This window comes from Micromonospora sp. NPDC023633, from assembly GCF_040640035.1.
Taxonomy (GTDB): Bacteria; Actinomycetota; Actinomycetes; order Mycobacteriales; family Micromonosporaceae; genus Micromonospora.
In genome coordinates, this window is record NZ_JBFABB010000121.1 from 1 (window position 1) to 20,013 (window position 20,013).

General features: G+C 75.2%; 17 protein-coding genes and 1 pseudogene. 13 read left to right on the forward strand and 5 right to left on the reverse strand.

What is annotated here, in order from left to right; all coding sequences use genetic code 11:
• From AB0G13_RS27985 to AB0G13_RS28035, 11 genes are all read left to right on the forward strand, one after another.
• On the forward strand, positions 1-845 hold an 845-nt coding region (locus AB0G13_RS27985), incomplete at its 5' end, for a beta-ketoacyl synthase N-terminal-like domain-containing protein (RefSeq protein WP_357880368.1).
• A complete protein-coding gene (locus AB0G13_RS27990; RefSeq protein ID WP_357880371.1) occupies positions 842-1,399 on the forward strand; it encodes a beta-ketoacyl synthase chain length factor in 558 nt (185 codons plus the stop codon). The genes AB0G13_RS27985 and AB0G13_RS27990, both read left to right, overlap by 4 nt.
• Positions 1,396-3,012: a class I adenylate-forming enzyme family protein gene (locus AB0G13_RS27995; RefSeq protein ID WP_357880374.1), complete on the forward strand. Its 1,617-nt coding sequence runs from the start codon at positions 1,396-1,398 to the stop codon at positions 3,010-3,012. The genes AB0G13_RS27990 and AB0G13_RS27995 overlap by 4 nt, the downstream gene beginning before the upstream one ends.
• Entirely contained in the window at positions 3,009-4,247 is a 1,239-nt protein-coding gene (locus AB0G13_RS28000) for a beta-ketoacyl-[acyl-carrier-protein] synthase family protein (RefSeq protein ID WP_357880377.1), read from the forward strand. Before AB0G13_RS27995 ends, AB0G13_RS28000 begins: the two co-directional genes overlap by 4 nt.
• Before the next feature lie 67 nt (positions 4,248-4,314).
• Positions 4,315-5,415: a 4-hydroxyphenylpyruvate dioxygenase gene (gene hppD, locus AB0G13_RS28005; RefSeq protein WP_357880380.1), complete on the forward strand. Its 1,101-nt coding sequence runs from the start codon at positions 4,315-4,317 to the stop codon at positions 5,413-5,415.
• The gene (locus AB0G13_RS28010; RefSeq protein WP_357880383.1) at positions 5,412-6,341 is read left to right on the forward strand and encodes a phytanoyl-CoA dioxygenase family protein; all 930 of its coding nucleotides are present in this window, start codon (positions 5,412-5,414) and stop codon (positions 6,339-6,341) included. Before hppD ends, AB0G13_RS28010 begins: the two co-directional genes overlap by 4 nt.
• 1 nt (position 6,342) lies before the next feature.
• A complete protein-coding gene (locus tag AB0G13_RS28015; RefSeq protein ID WP_357880386.1) occupies positions 6,343-7,140 on the forward strand; it encodes a DUF3050 domain-containing protein in 798 nt (265 codons plus the stop codon).
• Positions 7,137-8,108: a thiamine pyrophosphate-dependent dehydrogenase E1 component subunit alpha gene (locus tag AB0G13_RS28020; RefSeq protein WP_357880389.1), complete on the forward strand. Its 972-nt coding sequence runs from the start codon at positions 7,137-7,139 to the stop codon at positions 8,106-8,108. The genes AB0G13_RS28015 and AB0G13_RS28020 overlap by 4 nt, the downstream gene beginning before the upstream one ends.
• Positions 8,109-9,080 (forward strand): transketolase C-terminal domain-containing protein, encoded by a 972-nt coding sequence (locus AB0G13_RS28025; protein WP_357880392.1) that lies wholly within the window; start codon positions 8,109-8,111, stop codon positions 9,078-9,080.
• Positions 9,081-10,439: a hypothetical protein gene (locus tag AB0G13_RS28030; RefSeq protein WP_357880395.1), complete on the forward strand. Its 1,359-nt coding sequence runs from the start codon at positions 9,081-9,083 to the stop codon at positions 10,437-10,439. It abuts the gene before it with no gap.
• A gap of 154 nt (positions 10,440-10,593) precedes the next feature.
• Complete coding sequence (locus tag AB0G13_RS28035) at positions 10,594-11,595, forward strand: phosphotransferase (RefSeq protein WP_357880398.1); 1,002 nt, start codon at positions 10,594-10,596, stop codon at positions 11,593-11,595.
• Between the two features lie 172 nt (positions 11,596-11,767).
• Here AB0G13_RS28035 and AB0G13_RS28040 read toward each other — a convergent pair whose 3' ends face one another.
• Complete coding sequence (locus AB0G13_RS28040; protein ID WP_357880401.1) at positions 11,768-14,401, reverse strand: tetratricopeptide repeat protein; 2,634 nt, start codon at positions 14,399-14,401, stop codon at positions 11,768-11,770.
• Between the two features lie 178 nt (positions 14,402-14,579).
• Positions 14,580-15,272 carry an SGNH/GDSL hydrolase family protein gene (locus AB0G13_RS28045; RefSeq protein ID WP_357880404.1) on the reverse strand — a complete coding sequence of 231 codons (693 nt, stop codon included), beginning with the start codon at positions 15,270-15,272 and terminating at the stop codon, positions 14,580-14,582.
• A gap of 266 nt (positions 15,273-15,538) precedes the next feature.
• Here AB0G13_RS28045 and AB0G13_RS28050 point away from each other — a divergent pair, with 266 nt between their 5' ends.
• Positions 15,539-16,537 carry a trypsin-like serine protease gene (locus AB0G13_RS28050; RefSeq protein ID WP_357880407.1) on the forward strand — a complete coding sequence of 333 codons (999 nt, stop codon included), beginning with the start codon at positions 15,539-15,541 and terminating at the stop codon, positions 16,535-16,537.
• 68 nt (positions 16,538-16,605) lie between these two features.
• Entirely contained in the window at positions 16,606-17,076 is a 471-nt protein-coding gene (locus AB0G13_RS28055) for a dethiobiotin synthetase (protein ID WP_357880410.1), read from the forward strand.
• A gap of 16 nt (positions 17,077-17,092) precedes the next feature.
• Here AB0G13_RS28055 and AB0G13_RS28060 read toward each other — a convergent pair whose 3' ends face one another.
• From AB0G13_RS28060 to AB0G13_RS28070, 3 genes and pseudogenes are all read right to left on the reverse strand, one after another.
• Entirely contained in the window at positions 17,093-17,488 is a 396-nt protein-coding gene (locus tag AB0G13_RS28060; RefSeq protein ID WP_357880413.1) for an MmcQ/YjbR family DNA-binding protein, read from the reverse strand.
• 9 nt (positions 17,489-17,497) lie between these two features.
• Positions 17,498-18,732 (reverse strand): annotated as a pseudogene (locus AB0G13_RS28065) (MFS transporter).
• Positions 18,729-20,013, reverse strand: a 1,285-nt coding sequence (locus tag AB0G13_RS28070; RefSeq protein WP_357880416.1) for an AMP-binding protein, incomplete at its 5' end; no start/stop codon positions are given. The pseudogene AB0G13_RS28065 and the gene AB0G13_RS28070, both read right to left, overlap by 4 nt.

Sequence of the window (20,013 nt, forward strand, 5' to 3'; positions counted from 1 at the left end):
GCCGTCGGCGGTCCTCGGCCGGGAAAGCAAGGACAGCAACCGGAAGAGCAAGGACGGCAAGTGGACCCACCGCGCTGGCCGCCCGGACGGGGCTCACCGGCCCGGCCCGGGCGTACACCACCGCCTGCGTCTCGGCCAGCAGCGCGGTCGCCGACGCCGCGGGCCTGATCCGCCGGGGCGACGTCGCCCGGGCGGTGGTGGCCGCCGGCTACCTGGTCGAGCCCGACCAGTACGCGCTCTTCGACGCCGGTCGCGCCCTCGCCACCGACGGCGCGGTGCGCCCGTTCAGCGCCGGCCGCACCGGCCTGCTGCTCGGCGACGGCGTCGCGGCGGTGGTGCTGGAGTCGCGGGACGTCGCCCGGGGGACGGTCGCCGACCTGCTCGGCTGGGGCCGGGCCGGGGACGCCTTCCACCCCTGCCAGCCGGAGCCGGGCGGGCGCGGCCTGGCCCGCGCGGTCACCGCGGCGCTGCGCCGGGCCGGGCTCCCGGCGGAGGCGATCGGGTACGTCAACGCCAACGCCACCGGCACCGGCCACAGCGACGCCGCCGAGGCGGCGGCGCTGCGCACCGCGCTCGGCGCGGCGGCGGCACACGTTCCCGTCAGCTCCACCAAGGCGCTGCACGGGCACGCCCTGGAGGCCTCCGGCCTGCTGGAACTGGTGGTGACCGTGCTCGCCCTGCGGCACGGGAAACTGCCCGTCAACGCCGGCTGGCTCGGCCCCGACCCGGCCTGCCCGCTGGACGTCGTGCGCGACGCGCCCCGGCCCGCCGCCACCGGGTACGCGCTGAGCCTCAACGCCGCCTTCGGCGGCGCCAACACGGCGCTGCTGGTAGGTGCGGCATGAGCGGGACCACCGGCCGCCTCACCGTGCTGGCCGAGGCGGCCTGGCCCGAGCCGGGCGACGCGGCGCCGCCGCCGGTGCCCGGGTACGTGCACTCCAGCTTCCCGCCCCTGGTCGCGGCGGTCGCCGAGCGCTGCCTGACCCGGGCATACGGCCAGCGGCCGGCCCCCGGCGGCGAACGGACCGCGGTCGTGCTCGTCAGCGCGGCCGGGGACCGGGCCAGCGCGGCGCACGTGCGGGTCACGGTCGCCGGCGGCGGCCGACCCGGGCCGCTGTTCTTCTTCCAGTCGGTGCCCAACAGCGTGGCCGGGCACGTGGCCGCCCGCTGGGGGCTGGGCGGGCCGGTGGTCTGCCTCGCGCCGGCCGGCGACCCGCGCGCCGAGGGCACCGCCGAGGCCGAGCTGCTGCTGCACGACGGCGACGCCGACCGGGCGTTGCTGGTCCTGATCGAACAGGCACCCGACGACGACGGCGCGGGCCGTCCGGCCGGAGTCCCGGGCGGGGCAGCCGGAACCACCGCCGTCGCGGTGCTGCTGGGGGGAGGAGACGCGCCATGAGCAACAGGGGACTGCGGGGGGTGCTGGCCGCCGACGAGCGGATCGGCGCCGGCAACGTGCTGGCCCGGGTGCTGGCGCACGGCGCCGACCCGCAGGGGCCGGGCCTCACCTTCGACACCGCCGTGGACGGCCACCCGGCCGACCGGCCGCTCACCCTGGGCCGGCTCGACGAGCGGGTCGCCGCTCGCGCCGCCTGGCTGCACGAGCGGGGGATCGGGCCCCGCGACCCGGTCGCGGTCTGGGCCACCGCCGCCGCCGACATGGTGCTCAGCTTCCTCGCGTTGACCCGGCTCGGGGCGATCCCGGCGCTGATGAACGGCAGACTGCGCCCCGAGATCGCCGCCGAGTACGTCCGCCGGCTGCGCGGCGTCGGCGTGCTCGCCGACGACGCGCACGGTGCCCTGCTCGCCGGCCACGACCTCGGCGTCCCGGTGCTCGGCACGCCCGCCGAGGCCGGCACCGGCGACCCGGCCGCCGCGCCGGAGCACTACCGGCACCACGCCGACGACCCGGTCGTCATCACCCACACCTCCGGCACCACGGGGGTGCCCAAGGCGGTGCTGCACTCGCACGCGAGCCTCTTCGCCGCCACCCGGCACCTGCTCGCCATGCCGCAGGCGCAGGGCACCCGCCGTATCCTCAACGCGCTGCCCGCCCCGCACACCGCCACCGTGCTCATGGTCAACCAGGCCCTCGGCAACTCCGCCGAGATGCTCCTGCTCTCCGACCAGGGCGGGGAGCGGGTGCTGGAGGCGATCCAGCGCTGGCGTCCCGACGGGGTGTTCGGCTTCTCCGTGACCTGGGCGGAGCTGGCCCGCTTCGACCTGACCGCGTACGACCTGGACTCGGTGTCGCTGTGGTTCAACACCGGCGACTGCTCGCACGAGCCGCACGTGCGCCGGCTGGTCGCGGTCGGCTCCCGCGACGTGGTGACCCGCGACGGGATCACCCGGGTGCCCGGCTCGGTCTTCATCGACGGGCTCGGCTCCAGCGAGATGGGCCACTCGATGTTCCACATCACCCACCGCGTCGACACCGACCGGTACGGCCGCTGCGTCGGGCGGCCCTACCGGTTCGCGAGGGTCGCCGTGCTCGACGCCGGGGGCGAGCCGGTGCCGACCGGCGAGGTGGGCTGGCTCGGCATCGACTCGCCGTCGCTGTTCCGCGGCTACTGGAACGACTCGGCCACCACGTACCGGTCCCGGCAGCGCGGCTGGTACCTCACCGGAGACCTGGTGTACGCCGACGACGAGGGCCGCTACTACCACCTGGACCGGGCCGTCGACGCGGTCGACGCCGGAAACGGGCGGCGGTTCTACACCGCGCTGTCCGAGGAACGGGTCCTCGCCGCCTGCCCGGACGTCACCGACTGCACCGTGGTGATCACCTCCGGGGCCGGCGGGGTGGTCACCGACGTGCTGCTGGAACTCGCCGCCGGCGCCGACCCCGCCGAGGACCGCACCGACCGGGTCCGGGCCGCGCTCGGCCCCGACGTCGGTGCGACCCTGCGCCGGGTCGTGCCGGTCCGCTCCGCCGACATCCCGGTCACCGTCACCGGCAAGGTGCGCAAGGTGGCCCTGCGGGAGCGGTACCTCACCGAGTCGCCGTCATGACGGCCGTCATCACCGGGATGGGGCTGTTCACCCCCGTCGGGCGGGGCGTCGACGCCACCTTCGACGCGCTCTGCGCCGGCCGGTCCGGGCTGACCCGGCCGCCGGCCGGGCACCCGGCGGCCGGGTCGCTGGAGGTGGCCGGCGTGCTGCCGGACATCGACCCGCGCACCGTGGCCTCCGGGCCGGAGACCAGGGTGTTGGACCGGGTCGTGGTGCTCGCCCTGCTCGCCGCCGCCGACGCGCTCACCGACGCCGGCATCGAGGTGGGCCGGGACGTGGACCCGGGCCGGATCGGGGTGATCGTCGGCGGCGTCGGCGGGATGTCCACCCTGGAGGCGCAGGTGCTGGCCCGCGCCGAGCGAGGCCGGGCGGCGGTCAGCCCCTACCTGCTCACCGGCATCCTGCCGAACATGCCGTCGGCCCGGATCGCCATCCGGTACGGCATCCGCGGCTACACCTCCTCCGTCGGCACCGCCTGCGCCTCCGGCGCCCAGTCGATCGCCGACGCGCTGCGGCTGATCCGCGCCGGGGAGGCCGACGTGGTGCTCTGCGGGGCCAGCGAGGCGCCGTTGTTCCCGACCTTCTCCGACACCTTCGGCAACGCCCGGGCGCTCGCCCGGGGCTGGGCCGACCCGACGGCGGCGAGCCGGCCCTTCGACGCCCGCCGCAACGGGTTCGTCCTCGCCGAGGGCACGGCCCTGCTGGTGCTGGAACGCGCCGAGCACGCCGCCGCCCGGGGCGTCGCCGGCTACGCCGAGGTCGCCGGGTACGGGGTGAACACCGACGCGTACCACCCGACCGCCCCGCGACCCGACGGCGCCGGCGCGGCGGAGTGCATGCGGCGCGCGCTGGCCAGCGGCGGCGTGCCCGCCGCACGGGTCGGCTACGTCAACGCGCACGGCACCGGCACCAAGCTCGGCGACATCGCCGAGACCACCGCGCTGGCCGAGGTGTTCGGCGACGGCGGCGTGCCGGTCAGCTCCACCAAGGCGCTCACCGGCCACCTGCTCGGCGCCTCCGGGGCGCTGGAGGCGGCGGCCACCGCGCTGGCGCTCGGTCGGGGCCTGCTGCCGCCGACGCACAACCTCGACGACCCGGACCCGGCCTGCCCGGCCGACCACATCCGCGCCGAGCCGCGGAAGACGGACACCGGATACGCGCTGACCAACTCCTTCGGCTTCGGCGGGCAGAACGTGAGCCTGCTGCTCGCGCGGGCCGCCCGGCCGAGGGACTGACCACGCACCATCCCGGGCGGACAGCGCCCGGGCGGCAACCACGGGGAACCGTGAAAGGGCTGAGGACATGGACATCCGTGGGATAGACCACATCGAACTCTTCGTGGGCGACGCCCGGCAGGCGGCCTTCTACTTCGACCGGGCGGTCGGCTTCCAGCTGCGCGGCCAGGGCGGCCCCGAGACCGGGCTGGCCGACCAGCGGTCGCTGCTGCTGTGCCAGGGCGACGTCCGGATCGTGCTCACCACCGGGCTCACCGCCGAGCACCCTGCGGCGCGGTACGTGCAGCGGCACGGCGACGGCGTGGCCGTGGTCGCGCTGGAGGTCGACGACGCCGCCGGCGCGTACGCCGAGCTGGTGCGCCGGGGCGCGGCGGGGGTGACGCCCCCGACCACCCACACCGGCGCGGACGCCGAGGTGGTGACCGCCGAGGTGGGCGGCTTCGGCGACGTGCTGCACCGCCTCGTGTCCCGGCGCGGCGACCCGGGCGAGTTCCTGCCCGGGGCGGTCGACATGACGCCTCCCGACGGCGGCGGAAAGCTGCTCGCCGAGATCGACCACCTGGCGGTCTGCGTGCCACCGGGGCAGCTCGACGAGACCGTCCGGTACTACCGGGACGTGTTCGGGTTCGCGGAGATCTTCGCCGAGCACGTGGAGGTCGCCGGGCAGGCGATGAACTCCACCGTGGTGCAGAGCCCGTCGGGGCGGGTCACCCTGGTGCTGCTGGAGCCGGACCGCTCCCGCCGGCCGGGGCAGCTCGACGCCTTCCTCGACCAGCACGTGGGCGCCGGGGTGCAGCACCTGGGGCTGCGCACCGACGACATCGTCACCGCGGTCACGGTCCTCGCCGAGCGGGGCGTGCGCTTCGCCGGCACCCCGGCCAGCTACTACGACGCCCTGGAGGGGCGGGTCGGCCCGGTGGACGCGCCGCTGGACCGGCTGCGTGACCTCGGCGTGCTCGTCGACCGCGACCACGGCGGGCAGCTGCTGCAGATCTTCACCGAGTCCATGCACGTGCGCCGCACGCTCTTCCTGGAGCTGATCGAGCGGCGCGGGGCGCGGACCTTCGGCAGCGGCAACATCAAGGCGCTCTACGAGGCCAAGGAACGGGAACTGGCCGCGGCGGGAGCCACCGCCGCGGCCCCGACACCGCAGGAGGTGCGGGCGTGACCGCGACCGAGTTCGAGCCGGCACTGACCGTCCAGGAGGAGGCGCTGCTGCCCTCCGACGAGGACGTGGCGTTCTACGCCGAGCACGGCTGGTACCTGTCGAAGAAGCTGCTGACCGACGACGAGGTGGACGCCCTTGCGGCGGCCGCCGACCGCTACTACGACGGCGAGCGGGACCGCCGCCTGCCGGTGCGCCCGGCGCGGCTCGCCTACTGGGACCCGTCGAAGGGCCCGGTACAGCGGCACAACGACTACGTCCACCACGAGCACGAGGGGCTCGGGTCGATCCTGCGCAAGCCGCTGATCGGCGCGGTCGCCGCGCGGCTCGCGCGGGCCACCGAGATCCGCGTCTTCCAGTCCACGTTGATCTACAAGCCGCCGGTCTCCGGGGAGCCGTCGAACATCGTGCCCTGGCACTTCGACAAGCACTACTGGGCGTCCTCGTCGTCGGAGAACATGCTCACCGCGTTCATCCCGTTCCACGACTGCGGCGAGGAAATGGGCACGATCACCATGGTCGACGGCTCGCACCGCTGGGAGGAAATCGGCGCCGACGACACGGTGGTGCGCCACTTCGCCGACCGCGACCGCGACCAGCTGGAGGACATGCTCGCCGAGAACGCGGCCCACAACGGCGTGCGGATCCGCAAGGTGCCGATGGTGATCCCCAAGGGACACATGAGCTTCCACCACTGCCGCACCTACCACGGCAGCGGCGCCAACGTCAGCGGCCGCCCGCGCCGGGCGGTCTCGCTGCACCTGCAGGACGGCGACAACGCCTGGCGGGAGTATCGCCTCTCCGACGGCACCCTCGCCGCGTACAACCACGACGTGCTGGTCCGCCGCACCCACGACGGGCGGCCGGACTACGCGGACCCCGAGTACTGCCCGGTCATCTGGCGCCACCGCGCCGCGCAGGGAGGCTGACATGTCGCGATACGACTGGGGTGGGACGCACCCGGGGATCGAGCGGCTGGAGAAGGCGGTGAGCGAGCGCCGCGAGGCGGTCGTGCGGCATCCGCTCTACGCCAGCCTCGACACCCACGAGGCGCTGGTCACCTTCATGGAGCACCACGTCTTCGCCGTCTGGGACTTCATGTCCCTGCTGACGTCGTTGCAGCGGCAGCTCACCTGCGTCACCGTGCCGTGGATCCCGACCGGGCCGACGGGCAGCCGCCGCCTGATCAACGACATCGTCATGGTGGAGGAGAGCGACGAGCTGGGCGAGGGCTACATCAGCCACTTCGAGCTGTACGTGCGGGGCATGCGGGAGGCCGGCGCCGACACCACGGCGGTGGAGAAGCTGATCGACCTGCTGCGGGCGGGCCGGCCGGTGGCCGAGTCGCTGGTCGACGCCGGGGTGCCCGGGCCGTCGGCCGCGTTCGCCGGCACCACCTGGCGGATCATCGAGGCGACCCCGGTGCACTGCCAGGCCGCCGCCTTCGCCTTCGGCCGGGAGGACCTGATCCCCGACATGTTCACCCAGGTCGTCGCCGTCAACGAGCGCAGCCGCAGGCTGCACACGTTCGTCGACTACCTGGAGCGGCACATCGAGGTCGACGGCGAGCAGCACACCCCGATGGCGATGCAGATGCTCGCCGACCTGTGCGGCGACGACGACGCGAAGTGGCAGGAGTGCGCGGACACCGTCAACACCGCGCTCGCCGCCCGCGCCCGGCTCTGGGACGACATCCTCGCCGCCGTCAAGGAGGGGCGCGACCGGTGACCGGCACCGACCCGGTCCGGCTCTACCGGACGGTCCGGCTGATCCGCCGGTTCGAGGAGCGGGCCATCGAGCTGGTCCGCTCCGGGCACGTCGTCGGGGGCATCCACCCGTACCTCGGGCAGGAGGGGATCGCCGCCGGGGTCTGCGCCGCGCTGCGCGCCGACGACGTGCTCGCCGGCACCCACCGAGGGCACGGGCACGTGCTCGCCAAGGGCGCGGACCCGGCCCGGATGATGGCCGAGCTGTGCGGCCGGGTCACCGGCCTCAACGCCGGCCGGGGCGGGTCGATGCACGCCGCCGACTTCGGCGTCGGCGTGCTCGGCGCCAACGCCATCGTCGGCGCGTCCGGGGCGATCATCACCGGGGCGGTGTGGGCGCGCCGCCGGCGCGGCGACGACGTCGTCGGGGTGAGCTTCTTCGGCGACGGCGCGGTCAACGAGGGGATGCTGCTGGAGGCGTTCAACCTGGCCGCGCTGTGGCGGGTGCCGGTGCTGTTCGTGTGCGAGAACAACGGCTACGCCACCACCATGCCCGTCGCGGGCGCGGTCGCCGGCAGCATCCCCGGCCGGGCCGCGGCCTTCGGCATCCCGGCCGCCGTCGTGGACGGTCAGGACCCCGAGGCGGTACGCGACGCCGCGACCGCCGCCGTCGACCGGATGCGTGCCGGCGGTGGCCCCGAGCTGATCGAGGCGCGGACCTACCGGTTCGACGCCCACCACACCTTCGAGCACGCGGTACGCCTCGACTACCGCCCGCCCGGCGAGGTGGCCCGGGGCCGCTCCCGCGACCCGGTGGACATCCAGGGCGGGCGGCTCTCCGCCGCCGACCGGGCGGAGGTCGATGCCGAGGTGGAGGCCACGCTGGAAGCGGCCGTCGAGTTCGCCCTCGCCGGCGCCGAGCCGGATCCGGCCGACGCCTTGGCGCACCTGTACGCCAGCGGCCTGACCGCCCGCACCGGAGGTGGGTAAATGCCCAGACTGTCCTACCGCAAGGCGCTCACCCGGGCGCTCGCCGACGAACTGGCCCGCGACGAGTCGGTGTTCCTGCTCGGCGAGGACATCCGGGTGGCCGCCTCGAACGTCACCGCCGGGCTGGTCAAGCGGTTCGGCCCGGAGCGGGTGCTCGACACCCCGCTGTCGGAGCAGGCGTTCACCAGCTTCGCCACGGGGGCTGCCCTGGCCGGGATGCGGCCGGTGGTCGAGTTCCAGATCCCGTCGCTGCTGTTCCTGGTCTTCGAGCAGATCGTCAACCACGCGCACAAGTTCCCGCTGATGACCGGCGGGCAGTGCGCGGTGCCGGTCACGTACCTGGTGCCGGGCTCCGGTTCCCGGACGGGCTGGGCGGGGCAGCACTCCGACCACCCGTACAGCCTCTTCGCCCACGTCGGGGTGACCACGGTGGTGCCGGCCACCCCGGCGGACGCGTACGGGCTGCTGGTGTCGGCGGTGCGGTGCGACGACCCGGTGGTGGTCTTCGCCCCCGCCGGGGCGCTGGACGTCCGCGACGACGTCGACCTCGCCGCGCTCGCGCCGGTGCCGCTGGGCCGGGCCCGGGTGCACCGCTTCGGCGACGACGTGACCGTGGTCGCGGTCGGGCACCTGGTGCACGACGCCCTCGCGGTCGCCGAGGAGCTGGCCGACCAGGTGTCGGTGGAGGTGTTCGACCCGCGCACGCTCTACCCGTTCGACTGGGACGCGCTCGCCGAGTCGGTGGCGCGCACCGGGCGGCTGGTGGTGGTGGACGACTCCAACCGCTCCTGCGGCATCGCCGGGGAGATCATCGCGACCATGGTCGAGCGGGTGCGGCTGGTCGCGCCGCCCCGCCGGGTCACCCGCCCCGACGGCGCGGTGCTGCCGTTCGCCCCGGCGCTGGACTGGGCCGTGCAGCCCGGCCGCGAGCAACTCCTGGCCGCCATCGGACACGTCATGAAGGACGGTTGAATGAACGACGCCGACTACCGCTGGCCCGCCGCGGCGCGCGCGTGGCTCGACCTGCCCGCGCCGGTGCGCGCCGAGATGGTGGCCGCCGGGGCCGAGTCCTGGCGGGAGGTCTTCGACGGCCGCGCCACGTACAACGAGCAGTGGCGGCTGGCCCGGCCGCCGGTGATGGACGAGATTTCGCTGGGCGTGCTCAACGCCGTCTCCGACCGGCTCGCGCAGCTCATCTTCGAGGCGTGCCGGCGGCGGGCCGGCACGGCGGGGGAGCTGCGCCGGCTGCTGAACGTGCCGGACGGCGAGACCCGGCTGCTCGACGACGACGAGCCGCTGACCGAGGCGCTGCTGGCCGCGTTCCGGCCGGACGTGCTGCTCTGCGACGGGGTGCCCCGCTTCGTCGAGTACAACATCGACAGCAGCCTCGGCGGGGCGTTCGACGCGGACACCACGGTGCGCCGCTTCGTCGAGCTCTACCGGCGGCGCGGCCTCACCGACCGGGTCCGCCTGGCGGCGGCGCCCTCGGCGGTGGACCGGCGGTTCGCCGCGATCCGCGCCGGGCTCGGCCTGCCCGAGGGCGCCCGGGTCGCGATGCTTGTCGACTTCGACTCCGAGTACCCGGGACTCGACGACCCGCAGCGGTTCATCCGGCTGCTGTCGCCGGTGGTCGAGCGGGCCACCGCGTGCGGCCTGGACCTGGTCATCGCGCCGGTCTCCCAGGTCACGCTGGACGACCGGAAGCGGCTGGTGGCCGGCGGCGCCCCGGTCGACGGGGTGTTCCGGCTCTTCGTGCCCAACCGGGTCACCCCGAGCGCCGGGATGGACGCCCTGGAGGCGGCGCTGGCGGCGGGCACGGTGCCGATGTGGGTGTCGGCGGCGGCCTGGCTGATCGCCAACAAGCGCGCCTTCGCCTGGCTCTGGGAGGATGCCGACACGCTGCCGGCCGCCGACCGGGACCTGGTGCACCGGCACGTGCCGCGTACCTGGTCGCTGACGGCGGAACTGCTCGACCGGGCGGTGGCCGACCGGGTGGGCCTGGTGGCGAAGCCGGCCGACGGCTCCGCCGGGGTCGACGTGCTGATCGGCCGGGAGACCGACGCGGAGACGTGGCGGGACGGCCTGACCCGGGCCGTCGGGCGGGGCGGCTTCATCCTCCAGGAGTACGTGCAGGCCGACGACGTGCCGCTGGACTTCGTGCGGATCGGGACCGGCGAGACGGTCAGCGCCGAGGTGCCGTACAGCATCGCCCCGTACCTGTTCGGCCGCCGGGCCGCCGGCGCCTGCATCCGCACCGGCTTCCCCGGCTGCGACGGCGTGCTCAACCTGGCCCGCGGCGTCCTCCTCTCGGGCCTCCTGGTAACTCCCTGACCCCCCCACCCCCACCCCACCCCACCCGGCCCCGCCCGGCCCGGCCCTCTGACGCGTCGATCATGCAGTTGTGGTGGGGTGCACATCGGACAAGAAGGGGTGAGCCCGGCACCACAACTGCATGATCCACGTCGAGGGGAGGCGGAGGGGCGGGGTGGGGGAGGATCTTCGGGTGGGTGGGGCGCGGGTGGGGTTGGCGGTCGGCGAGCTGCGGGCGGCGGCGCGGGCGGCGTTCGGGGACCGGCGGGTGCCGGTGTCGGCCGAGCGGTTGGCCGGCGGCACGAAGAAGGGCGTCTACCGGCTGACTCTGGACGACGGGTCCACCGGCGTCGCCTACGTGTGGCATCCGGCGGAGGACTACTGGCCGGCGCGGGCGGCACCGGAACGCGACGACCCGTTCGGGCACGCCACCGGGGCCGGCCTGTTCGCCGCGGCGCACCGGGAGCTCACCGCCGCCGGGGTGCGGGTGCCCCGGCTGCTGCTCGCCCCCACCGCGGGCCTCCTGCCCGGCGAGGTGGCGGTGGTGGAGGACGTCCGGGGCGGCACCCTCCAGCACCTGCGGGAGCGCGACCCGCGACGGGCCGAGGTGGTGCTGGCCCGGCTCGGTGACGCCGTCCGGAGCATGCATGCCCGCCGTCGCGACCGGTACGGCCGGCCGGGGTCGCACGGCCCGACGCCCGGCCGGTCGGTGGAGCGGATCGTGCTCGACCGGGCGCTGCGGGACCTGACCGAGGCTGCCGCCCGGGTGGAGCGGATCGCCGCCGTACGGCAGCGCCTCGCCGACGCCCTCGCCGAGCGTTGCGCCGCCGTGGCGCCCCGCTCCCGGTACGGCCTGATCCACGGTGAACTCGGGCCGGATCACGTGCTCGTGGACGAGCGGGACCGCCCGGTGCTCGTCGACATCGAGGGTGCGATGTTCCTCGACGTGGAGTGGGAGCACGCCTTCCTCGAACTACGCTTCGGCGACGCCTATCCGAGGCTGGCCGTCGACGGTCTCGACGGACACCGGCTGCGCCTCTACCGGCTCGCGACGCACCTGTCGCTGGTGGCGGGTCCGTTGCGCCTGCTCGACGGCGACTTCCCCGATCGGGCCGGCATGCTCGCCATCGTCGAGCACAACGTCGCCCGGACACTGGACCAGCTCGCCCGGCCATGAGGCTCGGATGAGGAGACCCGGCCGCGAGCCGACCCGCACCCCCCCCGGATCAGTGGGAAGGCGGCTGCCCTGTCGCCGTCGCGTCGACGGGCAGGGGATCGCGCCGGCGGCCGATCGCGATCCGCGCCCAGGGCGAACGAGCTACCCGCACCGCGTGCCTTTGTCCACCCGGCTACACCTGGGAGACGGCCCGGACCGCCGCCGCCTCGTCGCGGCTGAGGGACGAGGCGACCGGGTCCCCGGCCAGGCGGTGCGCCTCGGCAAGGGTGTCGAGGCCGATGGCCAGCCAACTCCTCGAGCCCACTCGCCGCCACAGATCCACGGCGGCCTCCGCGCGCCGGCGGGCCTGCACCGGGCGGCCGGCGGCAAGCTGCGCCTCCGCCAGCGCGTACGACGCCGCCGCCTCGCCCCACAGATTGCCGAACTCGCGGTAGGTCCACAGGCTCCGGGCCAGCAGCCGACGTCCCTCGCCGTGCTCGCCCTGGCGGACCAGGACGTCGCCGAGCCAGCAGGTGGCATGGGTCGCGGTGAGCCGGTCGCCGAGGTCCTCGCTGATCGAGGCGGCCCGTCGGAAGCAGTCGGCGGCGACCGGGTAGGCGCCCTGGGCGCGGTGGCTCTGCCCCAGGCACCGCAACGCCTGGGCCTCGCCGGGGCGGTAGCCGGCGGCCCGGCTCACTCCCAGGCACTCCTCGAACCGTTGCCGGGCGGCGTCGACCCGCCCCTGTTCCAGGTCGATGACGCCGATGCCGTTGGTGGCGTAGACGAGACAGTTCACGTTGCCGGCGGCCCGGGCCAACTCGACGGCCTCCTCGAAGTGGCGCACCGCCGAGTCGTACCGGCCGAGCAGCCGGTGCACGTACGCCAGGCCGGCGGTGGCGCTGGCCTGAAAGGCGGCATCCTGGCCGTGGGCGAGCAGCAGGGCCTGTTCGAAGTGCTCCAGCGCCTCCGGGTACCGGTCCAGGATGGTGGTGAGCTCGCCGAGGCAGCGGTGGAGCTTGGCGGCGCTGCGCTGGTCCGCGGCGTGCAGGGCGGCCTTGAGCGCCTGACTCTGGAGCCGTTCCCACTCGTCGAAGTGGCTGCGGACCTGGAAGAACGTGGTCAACGCGGCGGCCAGCCCCGCGGCCAGCCCGACGGCCGGCCCGGTCTCGGCGTCGTGGAGCGTCTGGTCGACCAGGGCGGTGAGGAAGCGGCGCTCGTCGTCGAACCAGGCCACCGGGTCGGCGACGAACTGGTCGGTCTCCGTCGCCGGGAGCCGCCAGGACACCGGTTGGGCCTGCGGGCCACCCTGGAAGTCCGCCCCTAGGGCGTCCGCGGTCAGGTCGGTCAGGTGCAGGCTCGCGCCGAGCAGCCGGGTGAGCGCCTCCGTACGGCTGCGCTGCGGAACCTCCCGCTCCAGCAGTTCCCGGCCGAGTAGCCGCACGAGGTCGTGCAGGCGGTAGCGGAATCCGCTGGCACCGACCGCCCCGATCTCCACCAGGTGCACCTCCACCAGGTCGTCGAGGATGGCCTCCGCGTCCGAGAGGGTGGTGTCGAGCAGTGCGGCCAGCGTCCACGCGGCGAAGTCGGGCCCGGGCGACAGACTGAGCATCAGCAGGGCCTGCTGCGCCGTCGGGGTCATTCCCCGGTAGGTGAGTTCGAGGCTGGCCCGTACGGCGACGTCCCCGACGGCCAGCTCGTCGAGCCTGCGCTGCTCGTCGGCGAGCGCCTGGGCGACCTTGGCCAGCGGCCAGTGCGGTCGGGCGGCCAGCCGTGCCCCGGCCACCCACACGGCGAGGGGCAGACCGCCGCAGGTCTGGACGATGAACCGGGCCGCGTCGGGCTCGGCGGCGGCCCGCTCGCGACCCAACATCTCGCTCAGCAGCGCCAGCCCCGCGTCCTGGTCGAGGGTGCCCAGGGGCAGGCGGCGGCTGCCCAGGTCGGCCAGCGTGGTGCGGCTGGTGACGATGGCGGCGCACCGGCCTCCGTTCGGCAGCAGGTCGGTGACCTGCCGGGTGTTCGCCGCGTTGTCCAGGATGATGAGCATCTGCCGCTGCGCCAGCAGGGTGCGGTAGAGATGGATCCGGCTCATCAGATCCGGGGGCACCGTACCCCCGCGCACGCCGAGCGCGCGCAGGAAGGCGCCGAGGACCGTGATCGGCTCCAGCGGCTCGTCGCCAAATCCTCCCAGGTCGACGTAGAGCTGACCGTCCGGGAACCGCGCGGCGAGCAGGTGCCCGAGGCGTACCGCGAAGGCGGTCTTGCCGACGCCGGCCGGCCCGCTGACCAGCATGGTCACCGGCCCGGACGCGGCCAGGTCCAGCAGCCGACGCGTCTCGGACAGCTCGCCGTCCCGGCCGACGAACAACGGCAGGTCCGGGGGCAGCAGACAGGGGGCCACCTGCCGGGCGGCCGGCCCGTCCGGACGGAGGCCGCCGTGCCTGCCCGGACCCGGCGCGACGGGGGGTGCCGCCGCAGGGGGAGCCGGCTCCGGCTCGGCCGACGGGTCGGACGCATGTCCCGGTGTGTCCACGGCCGACACGAAGTGGTCGGGCAGGGCCAGGGCGCGGCGGGCCTCCACCCACTCCCGGACGGCCGCCGGATCGCCGCCGCAGGCCCGCACCAGGGCGGCGACCACCTCCTCCGACGGCAGCGAGACCCGATTGAGCGAGGTCGCGACGGTGCTTGCCGGCAACTGGTCGCCGACCTTCCGCGCCCGCCGCTCAAGCGCCCGGTACGAGAGCCGGGACCAGGCCTTCACCCCGCGCAGTCGGGCGACGAACTCTGCTGCTGTCCTCGTCGTGCCAGGTCGGGGTAGCGGCGTCGTCACGCAACGGATCCTATCGACGCCCGTCACGCGGGGGTCATCCGCATGATCATAACGGTCGGGGGTGGGGTCGCCGGCGTGCGTTCCGTTCAGGCGGACACGCCGCACCATCCGCGTGTGCCCTGGTACCGGACGCGCGGGGTGTCCTGCCGGGTGGATACTCAGGCGTTGGCCCGTGCGGTCAGCCGGGGTGTCGGGTGTTCGCGAGGTGGGCGCCGAGGCGGCGGACGGTCTCGGCGGCGGCGACCGCGTCGCTGCGGGCGCTGCCGTGCCGGCCGTCGCTGCCGTACATCGTCGGGTCGGCGGTGAGCGGGTGGTCGGTGAGCCGTACGTGTAGCGTGCCGAGGCGCTCCGCGAGGGCCCCGGTGTGCGCGGAGAGCCGCCGCATCCGCTCGCCCAGCCCGGCCCGGTGCCGCTCCGGCACGGCCGGGCTGAGCGACACGTCGAACATGCCGACGGTGATGACGTCCGCCCCGGCGGCGCGCAGCGCCTCGATCATCGCGGTCAGCTCCGCGTCGACCGCGTCCGCGTCGTACCCCCGCCCGAAGGCGTCGTTGCCGCCGCAGACCACCAGCGCCAGGTCGGGCCGGAACGCCAGCGCCGGGGCGAGCTGGGCGGCGCGTACCTCGTGCGCCCGCAGCCCCCGCAGCCCCAGGTTCAGGTACGCCAGCTCCGGCCGGACGGCCCGCAGTTCGGCGGCGATCCGGTCGGCCCACTGCACGTCGGGGTAGCCGTCGACGGGCTCGCAGAGCCCCTCGGCCACGCTGTCGCCCAGCACCGCGAAGCGCCGCCACGGGTGGTCGCGCAGCAGCGCCGCGCTCTCTCCGTCGCGCAGGCAGAACGGGTCCGTCGCTTCGGTCAGCGTCAATGGCATGAGCGCACGCTAGTCGACCGGGTCGGCCCCGGCCAGCGGCCCGTCGGGCAGGGCCACCTCCGCCAGGTGGACGTTGGTGCGCTCCCCGTGCGAGGAGTGGCAGCCGACCCACCGCGCCGTCGTGCAGGCGTACGTCGGCGACCGAACGCCCCGCCCGGAACCCTTTACGTGCGCGTCGACCAGTGTGAATATGTCTCCATCGATCGGCAGACAGCCGATCCAGCCCTCCCCGGGAGGTACGCGTGAGACTCACTCGACGTGGTGTGATGTCCGCCGTCACCGTCGCTCTCCTCGGCGCCACCGTGGCCGTGTCACCGGCCCACGCCGCGCCCGTCGCCCTGACCGCCGAACGGGCCGCCAGCCTCGCGGCCGGCCTCGGTCCCGACCGCACCGCCGGCTCCTACCTGGACGCCGCGTCGGGCCGTACCGTCGTCGCCGTCACCGACGAGCAGGCCGCCGCCACGGTCCGCGCCGCCGGCGGCGTCGCCCGCCTCGTCACCCACAGCGCCAGCGCCCTCCAGGCCGCCCAGTCCCGGGTGGACCTCGGCGTCACCGGCACCGCCCTCTGGGTGGACCCGGTCGGCAACCAGGTGGTCGTCGGCGTGGACAGCACGGTCGGCGCCGCCCAGGTGGCGCGCATTCGCGCCGCGGTGGCCGCGGCCGGCGGCACGGCCCGGATCACCCCGCTCGCCGGCACGCTGAGCATGCGGATCTCCGGCGGCGACGCCATCTACGGCGGCGGCTACCGCTGCTCGCTCGGCTTCAACGTGCGCAGCGGCAGCACCTACTACTTCCTCACCGCCGGGCACTGCACCGACGCGGTCTCCGCCTGGTACGCCAACTCGACACAGAGCACCAAGCTCGGCGACCGCACCGGCACCAGCTTCCCGGGCAACGACTACGGCATCGTCCGCTACACCAACACCTCGGTCGCCATCGACGGCTCGGTGGGTTCGCAGGACATCACCGCCGCCGGGAACGCGTCCGTCGGGCAGCAGGTGACCCGGCGGGGGAGCACCACCGGCACCCACAGCGGCACGGTGACCGGCCTCAACGCCACCGTCCGCTACGCCGAGGGCACCGTCCGGGGCATGATCGCCACCAACGTCTGCGCCGAGCCCGGCGACAGCGGCGGCCCGCTCTACTCGGGCAGCACCGCCCTCGGGCTGACCTCCGGCGGCAGCGGCAACTGCCGTACCGGCGGCACCACCTTCTTCCAGCCGGTCACCGAGGCGCTCAGCCGCTACGGCGTCTCCGTCTTCTGACCCGACCACCTCGTGGCTCCCCGGCGGCATCCGCCGGGGAGCCACGTCGCGTCGGGCATCATGGCGACATGGTGCAGGTGGCGGTGTGCGGGCCGGCGACCGCGTCGGACGCCGAGCTGGCGCACGCCCGCCGGGTGGGCGAGCTGCTCGCCGAGCGGGGCGCGACCGTGCTCTGCGGAGGCGGCGGCGGGGTGATGTCCGCCGTCGCCGCCGGCGCCCGTTCCCGCGCCGGCCTGGTCATCGGCGTACGCCCCGACGACGGCACCGCGCCCGGCCCGGCGGCCGACGTGTCGGCCACGGTCGTCACCAACATGGGGCAGGCACGCAACGCGATCCTGGTCTGGAGCGCCGACGCGGTGATCGCGGTCGGCGGCTCCTGGGGGACGCTCTCCGAGGTGGCCCTGGCCATGCGGCGCGGCGGCATCCCGGTGGTGGTGCTCGGCGGCTGGCGGATCCTCGACGCCACCGGCGCCCCCGTCGCCGGCCTGTCGCACGTGTCCACCCCGCAGGAGGCCGTCGCGGCGGCGCTGCCGGGTTGACGTCGCCCCGCCCGGGCTACGCCTGCCGCCCCGCCCGGTACGCCGCCGCGAGCCGCTTCGGTGCCCGGTCCTGCCACGCCTCGACGATGAGCTCGGCCAGCTCGTCGGGGTCGATCCGGTCCAGCCGGACCAGGACCGCGGGGTAGCCGTCGAAGTGCGCGGTGGTGAAGTAGACGACGGGGTCGTCGGCGAGCAGCGCCTCCTTCGCGCCCAGGTCCGGCACCCGCACGCCGAGGACCGGCCCGTCCGGCGCGGCGTCGCCGAGGGCGTCGAGGTCGGCGCGGCGCAGCGGCCGCTCCCAGACGAAGGCCCTGTCGCGGACCTTCCACGCCGGCGCCCCCTGGTAGGACGGGTGCTCGCTCGCCTCCGGCAGAGCCAGCGCGATCCGGCGGACGTCCTCCCACGTGGCCATGCCCCGACCCTACGCCCGCCCCACGACACCCGGCGCCCGCTCGGCCGGCGCGATCGTGGGCCGGGGGCGCAGGCCGGGCAGGAGCGGCAGCAGGGTGACGACGAGGCAGAACGCCGCCATGGCCAGCAGGGCGGCGACGAGGCCGAACGCCGTCGCCGACCAGCCGCCCAGCAGCGCGCCCAGCGGCAGGCCCGCGAACGCCAGCGACCCGGCCAGCCCGATCACCCGGGTCTGCAACTCGGGCGGCACCCGCTCGTAGATCGCCACCCCGAGCAGCGGGTTCACCGCCGCGATCCCGATGCCGGACACGAACGTCACCGCGAGCACACCGCCAGCTCCTCGCTCAGCGCGAGGACCAGCAGCCGCGGGGCGCCGCTGAGCGCCGCACCGACCACGAAGGTCAGGTACCGGGGCAGCCGGGGACCGCACGCCGTGAAGAGCAGGTTGCCCAGCAACGCGCCGGCCGAGAACGCCCCGAGCACCAGGCCCAGCCCGGCGGGGCTGCGCAGCACGTCGGCCACCCAGAGCGGGATGTAGACCGCGATGCTCGCGTTGACCACCATGTTCAGCGCCGAGATGACCAGCAGCATGGTCAGCAGCATCCGGTCGCGGCCCAGGTGGCGGAACCCGCCCGCGAGCGCGCGCAGGTATCCCTCCGGCGCCGCCGGTCCCGCCGGGGCGGCCGGCGGCCGGACCAGCAGGCCGACCAGCAGGGCGCAGGCGGCGAAGCTCGCGGCGTCGATGAGGATCGCCTGCGTCACCCCGAACCACCAGACGAGCAGCCCGCCCAGCCCCGCGCCGAGCAGGGTGACCAGCCGGCCGAGGCCGTCGTAGACGGAGGTCAGCCGGATCAGCCGGACCCCGGCGGCCTCGGCGGCCGGGCGGAACATCACGTGCTTGACCCGGTCGCCGACGCCCCGCAGCGCGCCCACCAGGGCGACCAGGGCGAGCAGCGCGCCGAAGCCGAGCCAGGGGGTGAGGGCCACCGCCACCATCAGCCCGGCGCTGCCGGCGTCGGCCAGGATCGAGGTGCGGCGCAGCCCGATCCGGTCCGCCCAGGGCGTGCCCAGGGCGCTGGAGAGCAGGTAGGGCAGCGTCTCGGCGGCGGCCACCGCGCCCATCTTGGCCGGGCTGCCGGTGGTCTCCAGCACCAGCCAGGGGATGGCCACCACCGAGATCCGGCTGCCGAGGTTGGAGACCAGGTCGGCGGCGACCAGGACGGTCAGCTCCCGCCGGGGGGTCACGCCAGGCTGCCGATCGACGCCTCCGGGTGCTCGACCGACGACGGGTGGTCCGCGGCGTAGCGGGCCCGCAGCGCGCGCTTGTCCACCTTGGCGGAGCGGTTGAGCGGCAGCCGGTCGACGAACTGCACTCCGCCCGGCGCCCAGGTGTCGCTCAGCTCGGCGGTGACCAGGTCGATCAGCTCCCCGGCGGTCACCGTCGCGCCGGGCGCCGGCACGACGTAGGCGTACGGCAGTTCGCCGGCCGCCTCGTCCGGCACGCCGATCACGGCCGCCGCCCGCACCTGCGGGTGCCCGGCCAGGACGTCCTCGATCGGGCGGGAATGGATCGGCCAGCTGCGCCGCCGGGTGAGGATCCGGTCCTGCAACCGGTCGACGAGGTAGAGGTAGCCGTCGGCGTCGAGGTGCCCGACGTCGCGGGTGCGGACCCAGCCGTCGACCAGCGTCTCGGCGGTCAGCTCGGGCTGGCCGTGGTAGCCGGCGAAGCGCAGGTCGGTGTGCACCCACACCTCGCCGTCGGAGCCAGGGGGCAGCACGGTGCCGTCCTCGGCGCGGATCTCGACGCGCACGTCGCCGTACGGCCGGCCGCAGGAGCGCAGCCGCTCCGGGTGCTCCGGGTCGTCGGTCAGCCCCGGCAGGGCGGTGACCACGACGGCCTCGCTGAGGCCGTACACGATGCGCAGCACCGGGCCGAAGCGGGCGATGGCCTGGCGCAGGCGGGCGGGCGCGGCGGGGCCGGCGCCCACGTTGAACATGAACATGGCGGAGAAGTCCGCGCGGACCAGGGCAGGGTGGTCGAGCACCTCGTAGAGCATCGGCGGGGTGACGAAGGTCGAGTTGATCCGCTCCCGGTCGACGGTGTCGATGAACCGGGCCGCGTCCCAGCCGTCGCGCGGGAACAGCACCCCGCCGGTGAAGAGGTTGAACAGCGTGGTGATCTGGCCGCTGGCCAGCCACATCGGCGAGTGCGACAGGTGCCGCAGCGGCGGGTACCCGGCCGCGCGGAAGTCGGCGGCCAGGGCGAGGATCTGGCTGTAGAAGCTCTCCCGGTGGTGCACCAGCTTCGGGGTGCCGGTGGTCCCGCTGGTCTGCAGGAAGGACTCCGGCACCGGCACCTCGGCCGGCAGGTCGAGCCCGGCGGCACGCTCCGCCGCGGCGACGAGGTCCGGGCCCGCGCCGCCCGGGACGTGGTGCGCAGAGCCCCGACCGATCGGGCGTGCGGTTTCGTGGATGCCGGTGTCCGTACCGCCCCGGTCGGCCGCGGTCGCGCTGCCGCGTGGGGTG

Bases quoted from the DNA above. Each gene is read 5' to 3' on its own strand.
- AB0G13_RS27990 (WP_357880371.1), top strand. From the start codon at position 842: ATGAGCGGGACCACCGGCCGCCTCACCGTGCTGGCCGAGGCGGCCTGG.
- AB0G13_RS27995 (WP_357880374.1), top strand. From the start codon at position 1,396: ATGAGCAACAGGGGACTGCGGGGGGTGCTGGCCGCCGACGAGCGGATC.
- AB0G13_RS28000 (WP_357880377.1), top strand. From the start codon at position 3,009: ATGACGGCCGTCATCACCGGGATGGGGCTGTTCACCCCCGTCGGGCGG.
- hppD (WP_357880380.1), top strand. From the start codon at position 4,315: ATGGACATCCGTGGGATAGACCACATCGAACTCTTCGTGGGCGACGCC.
- AB0G13_RS28015 (WP_357880386.1), top strand. From the start codon at position 6,343: ATGTCGCGATACGACTGGGGTGGGACGCACCCGGGGATCGAGCGGCTG.
- AB0G13_RS28025 (WP_357880392.1), top strand. From the start codon at position 8,109: ATGCCCAGACTGTCCTACCGCAAGGCGCTCACCCGGGCGCTCGCCGAC.
- AB0G13_RS28030 (WP_357880395.1), top strand. From the start codon at position 9,081: ATGAACGACGCCGACTACCGCTGGCCCGCCGCGGCGCGCGCGTGGCTC.
- AB0G13_RS28045 (WP_357880404.1), bottom strand. From the start codon at position 15,272: ATGCCATTGACGCTGACCGAAGCGACGGACCCGTTCTGCCTGCGCGAC.
- AB0G13_RS28050 (WP_357880407.1), top strand. From the start codon at position 15,539: ATGTCCGCCGTCACCGTCGCTCTCCTCGGCGCCACCGTGGCCGTGTCA.
- AB0G13_RS28055 (WP_357880410.1), top strand. From the start codon at position 16,606: ATGGTGCAGGTGGCGGTGTGCGGGCCGGCGACCGCGTCGGACGCCGAG.
- AB0G13_RS28060 (WP_357880413.1), bottom strand. From the start codon at position 17,488: ATGGCCACGTGGGAGGACGTCCGCCGGATCGCGCTGGCTCTGCCGGAG.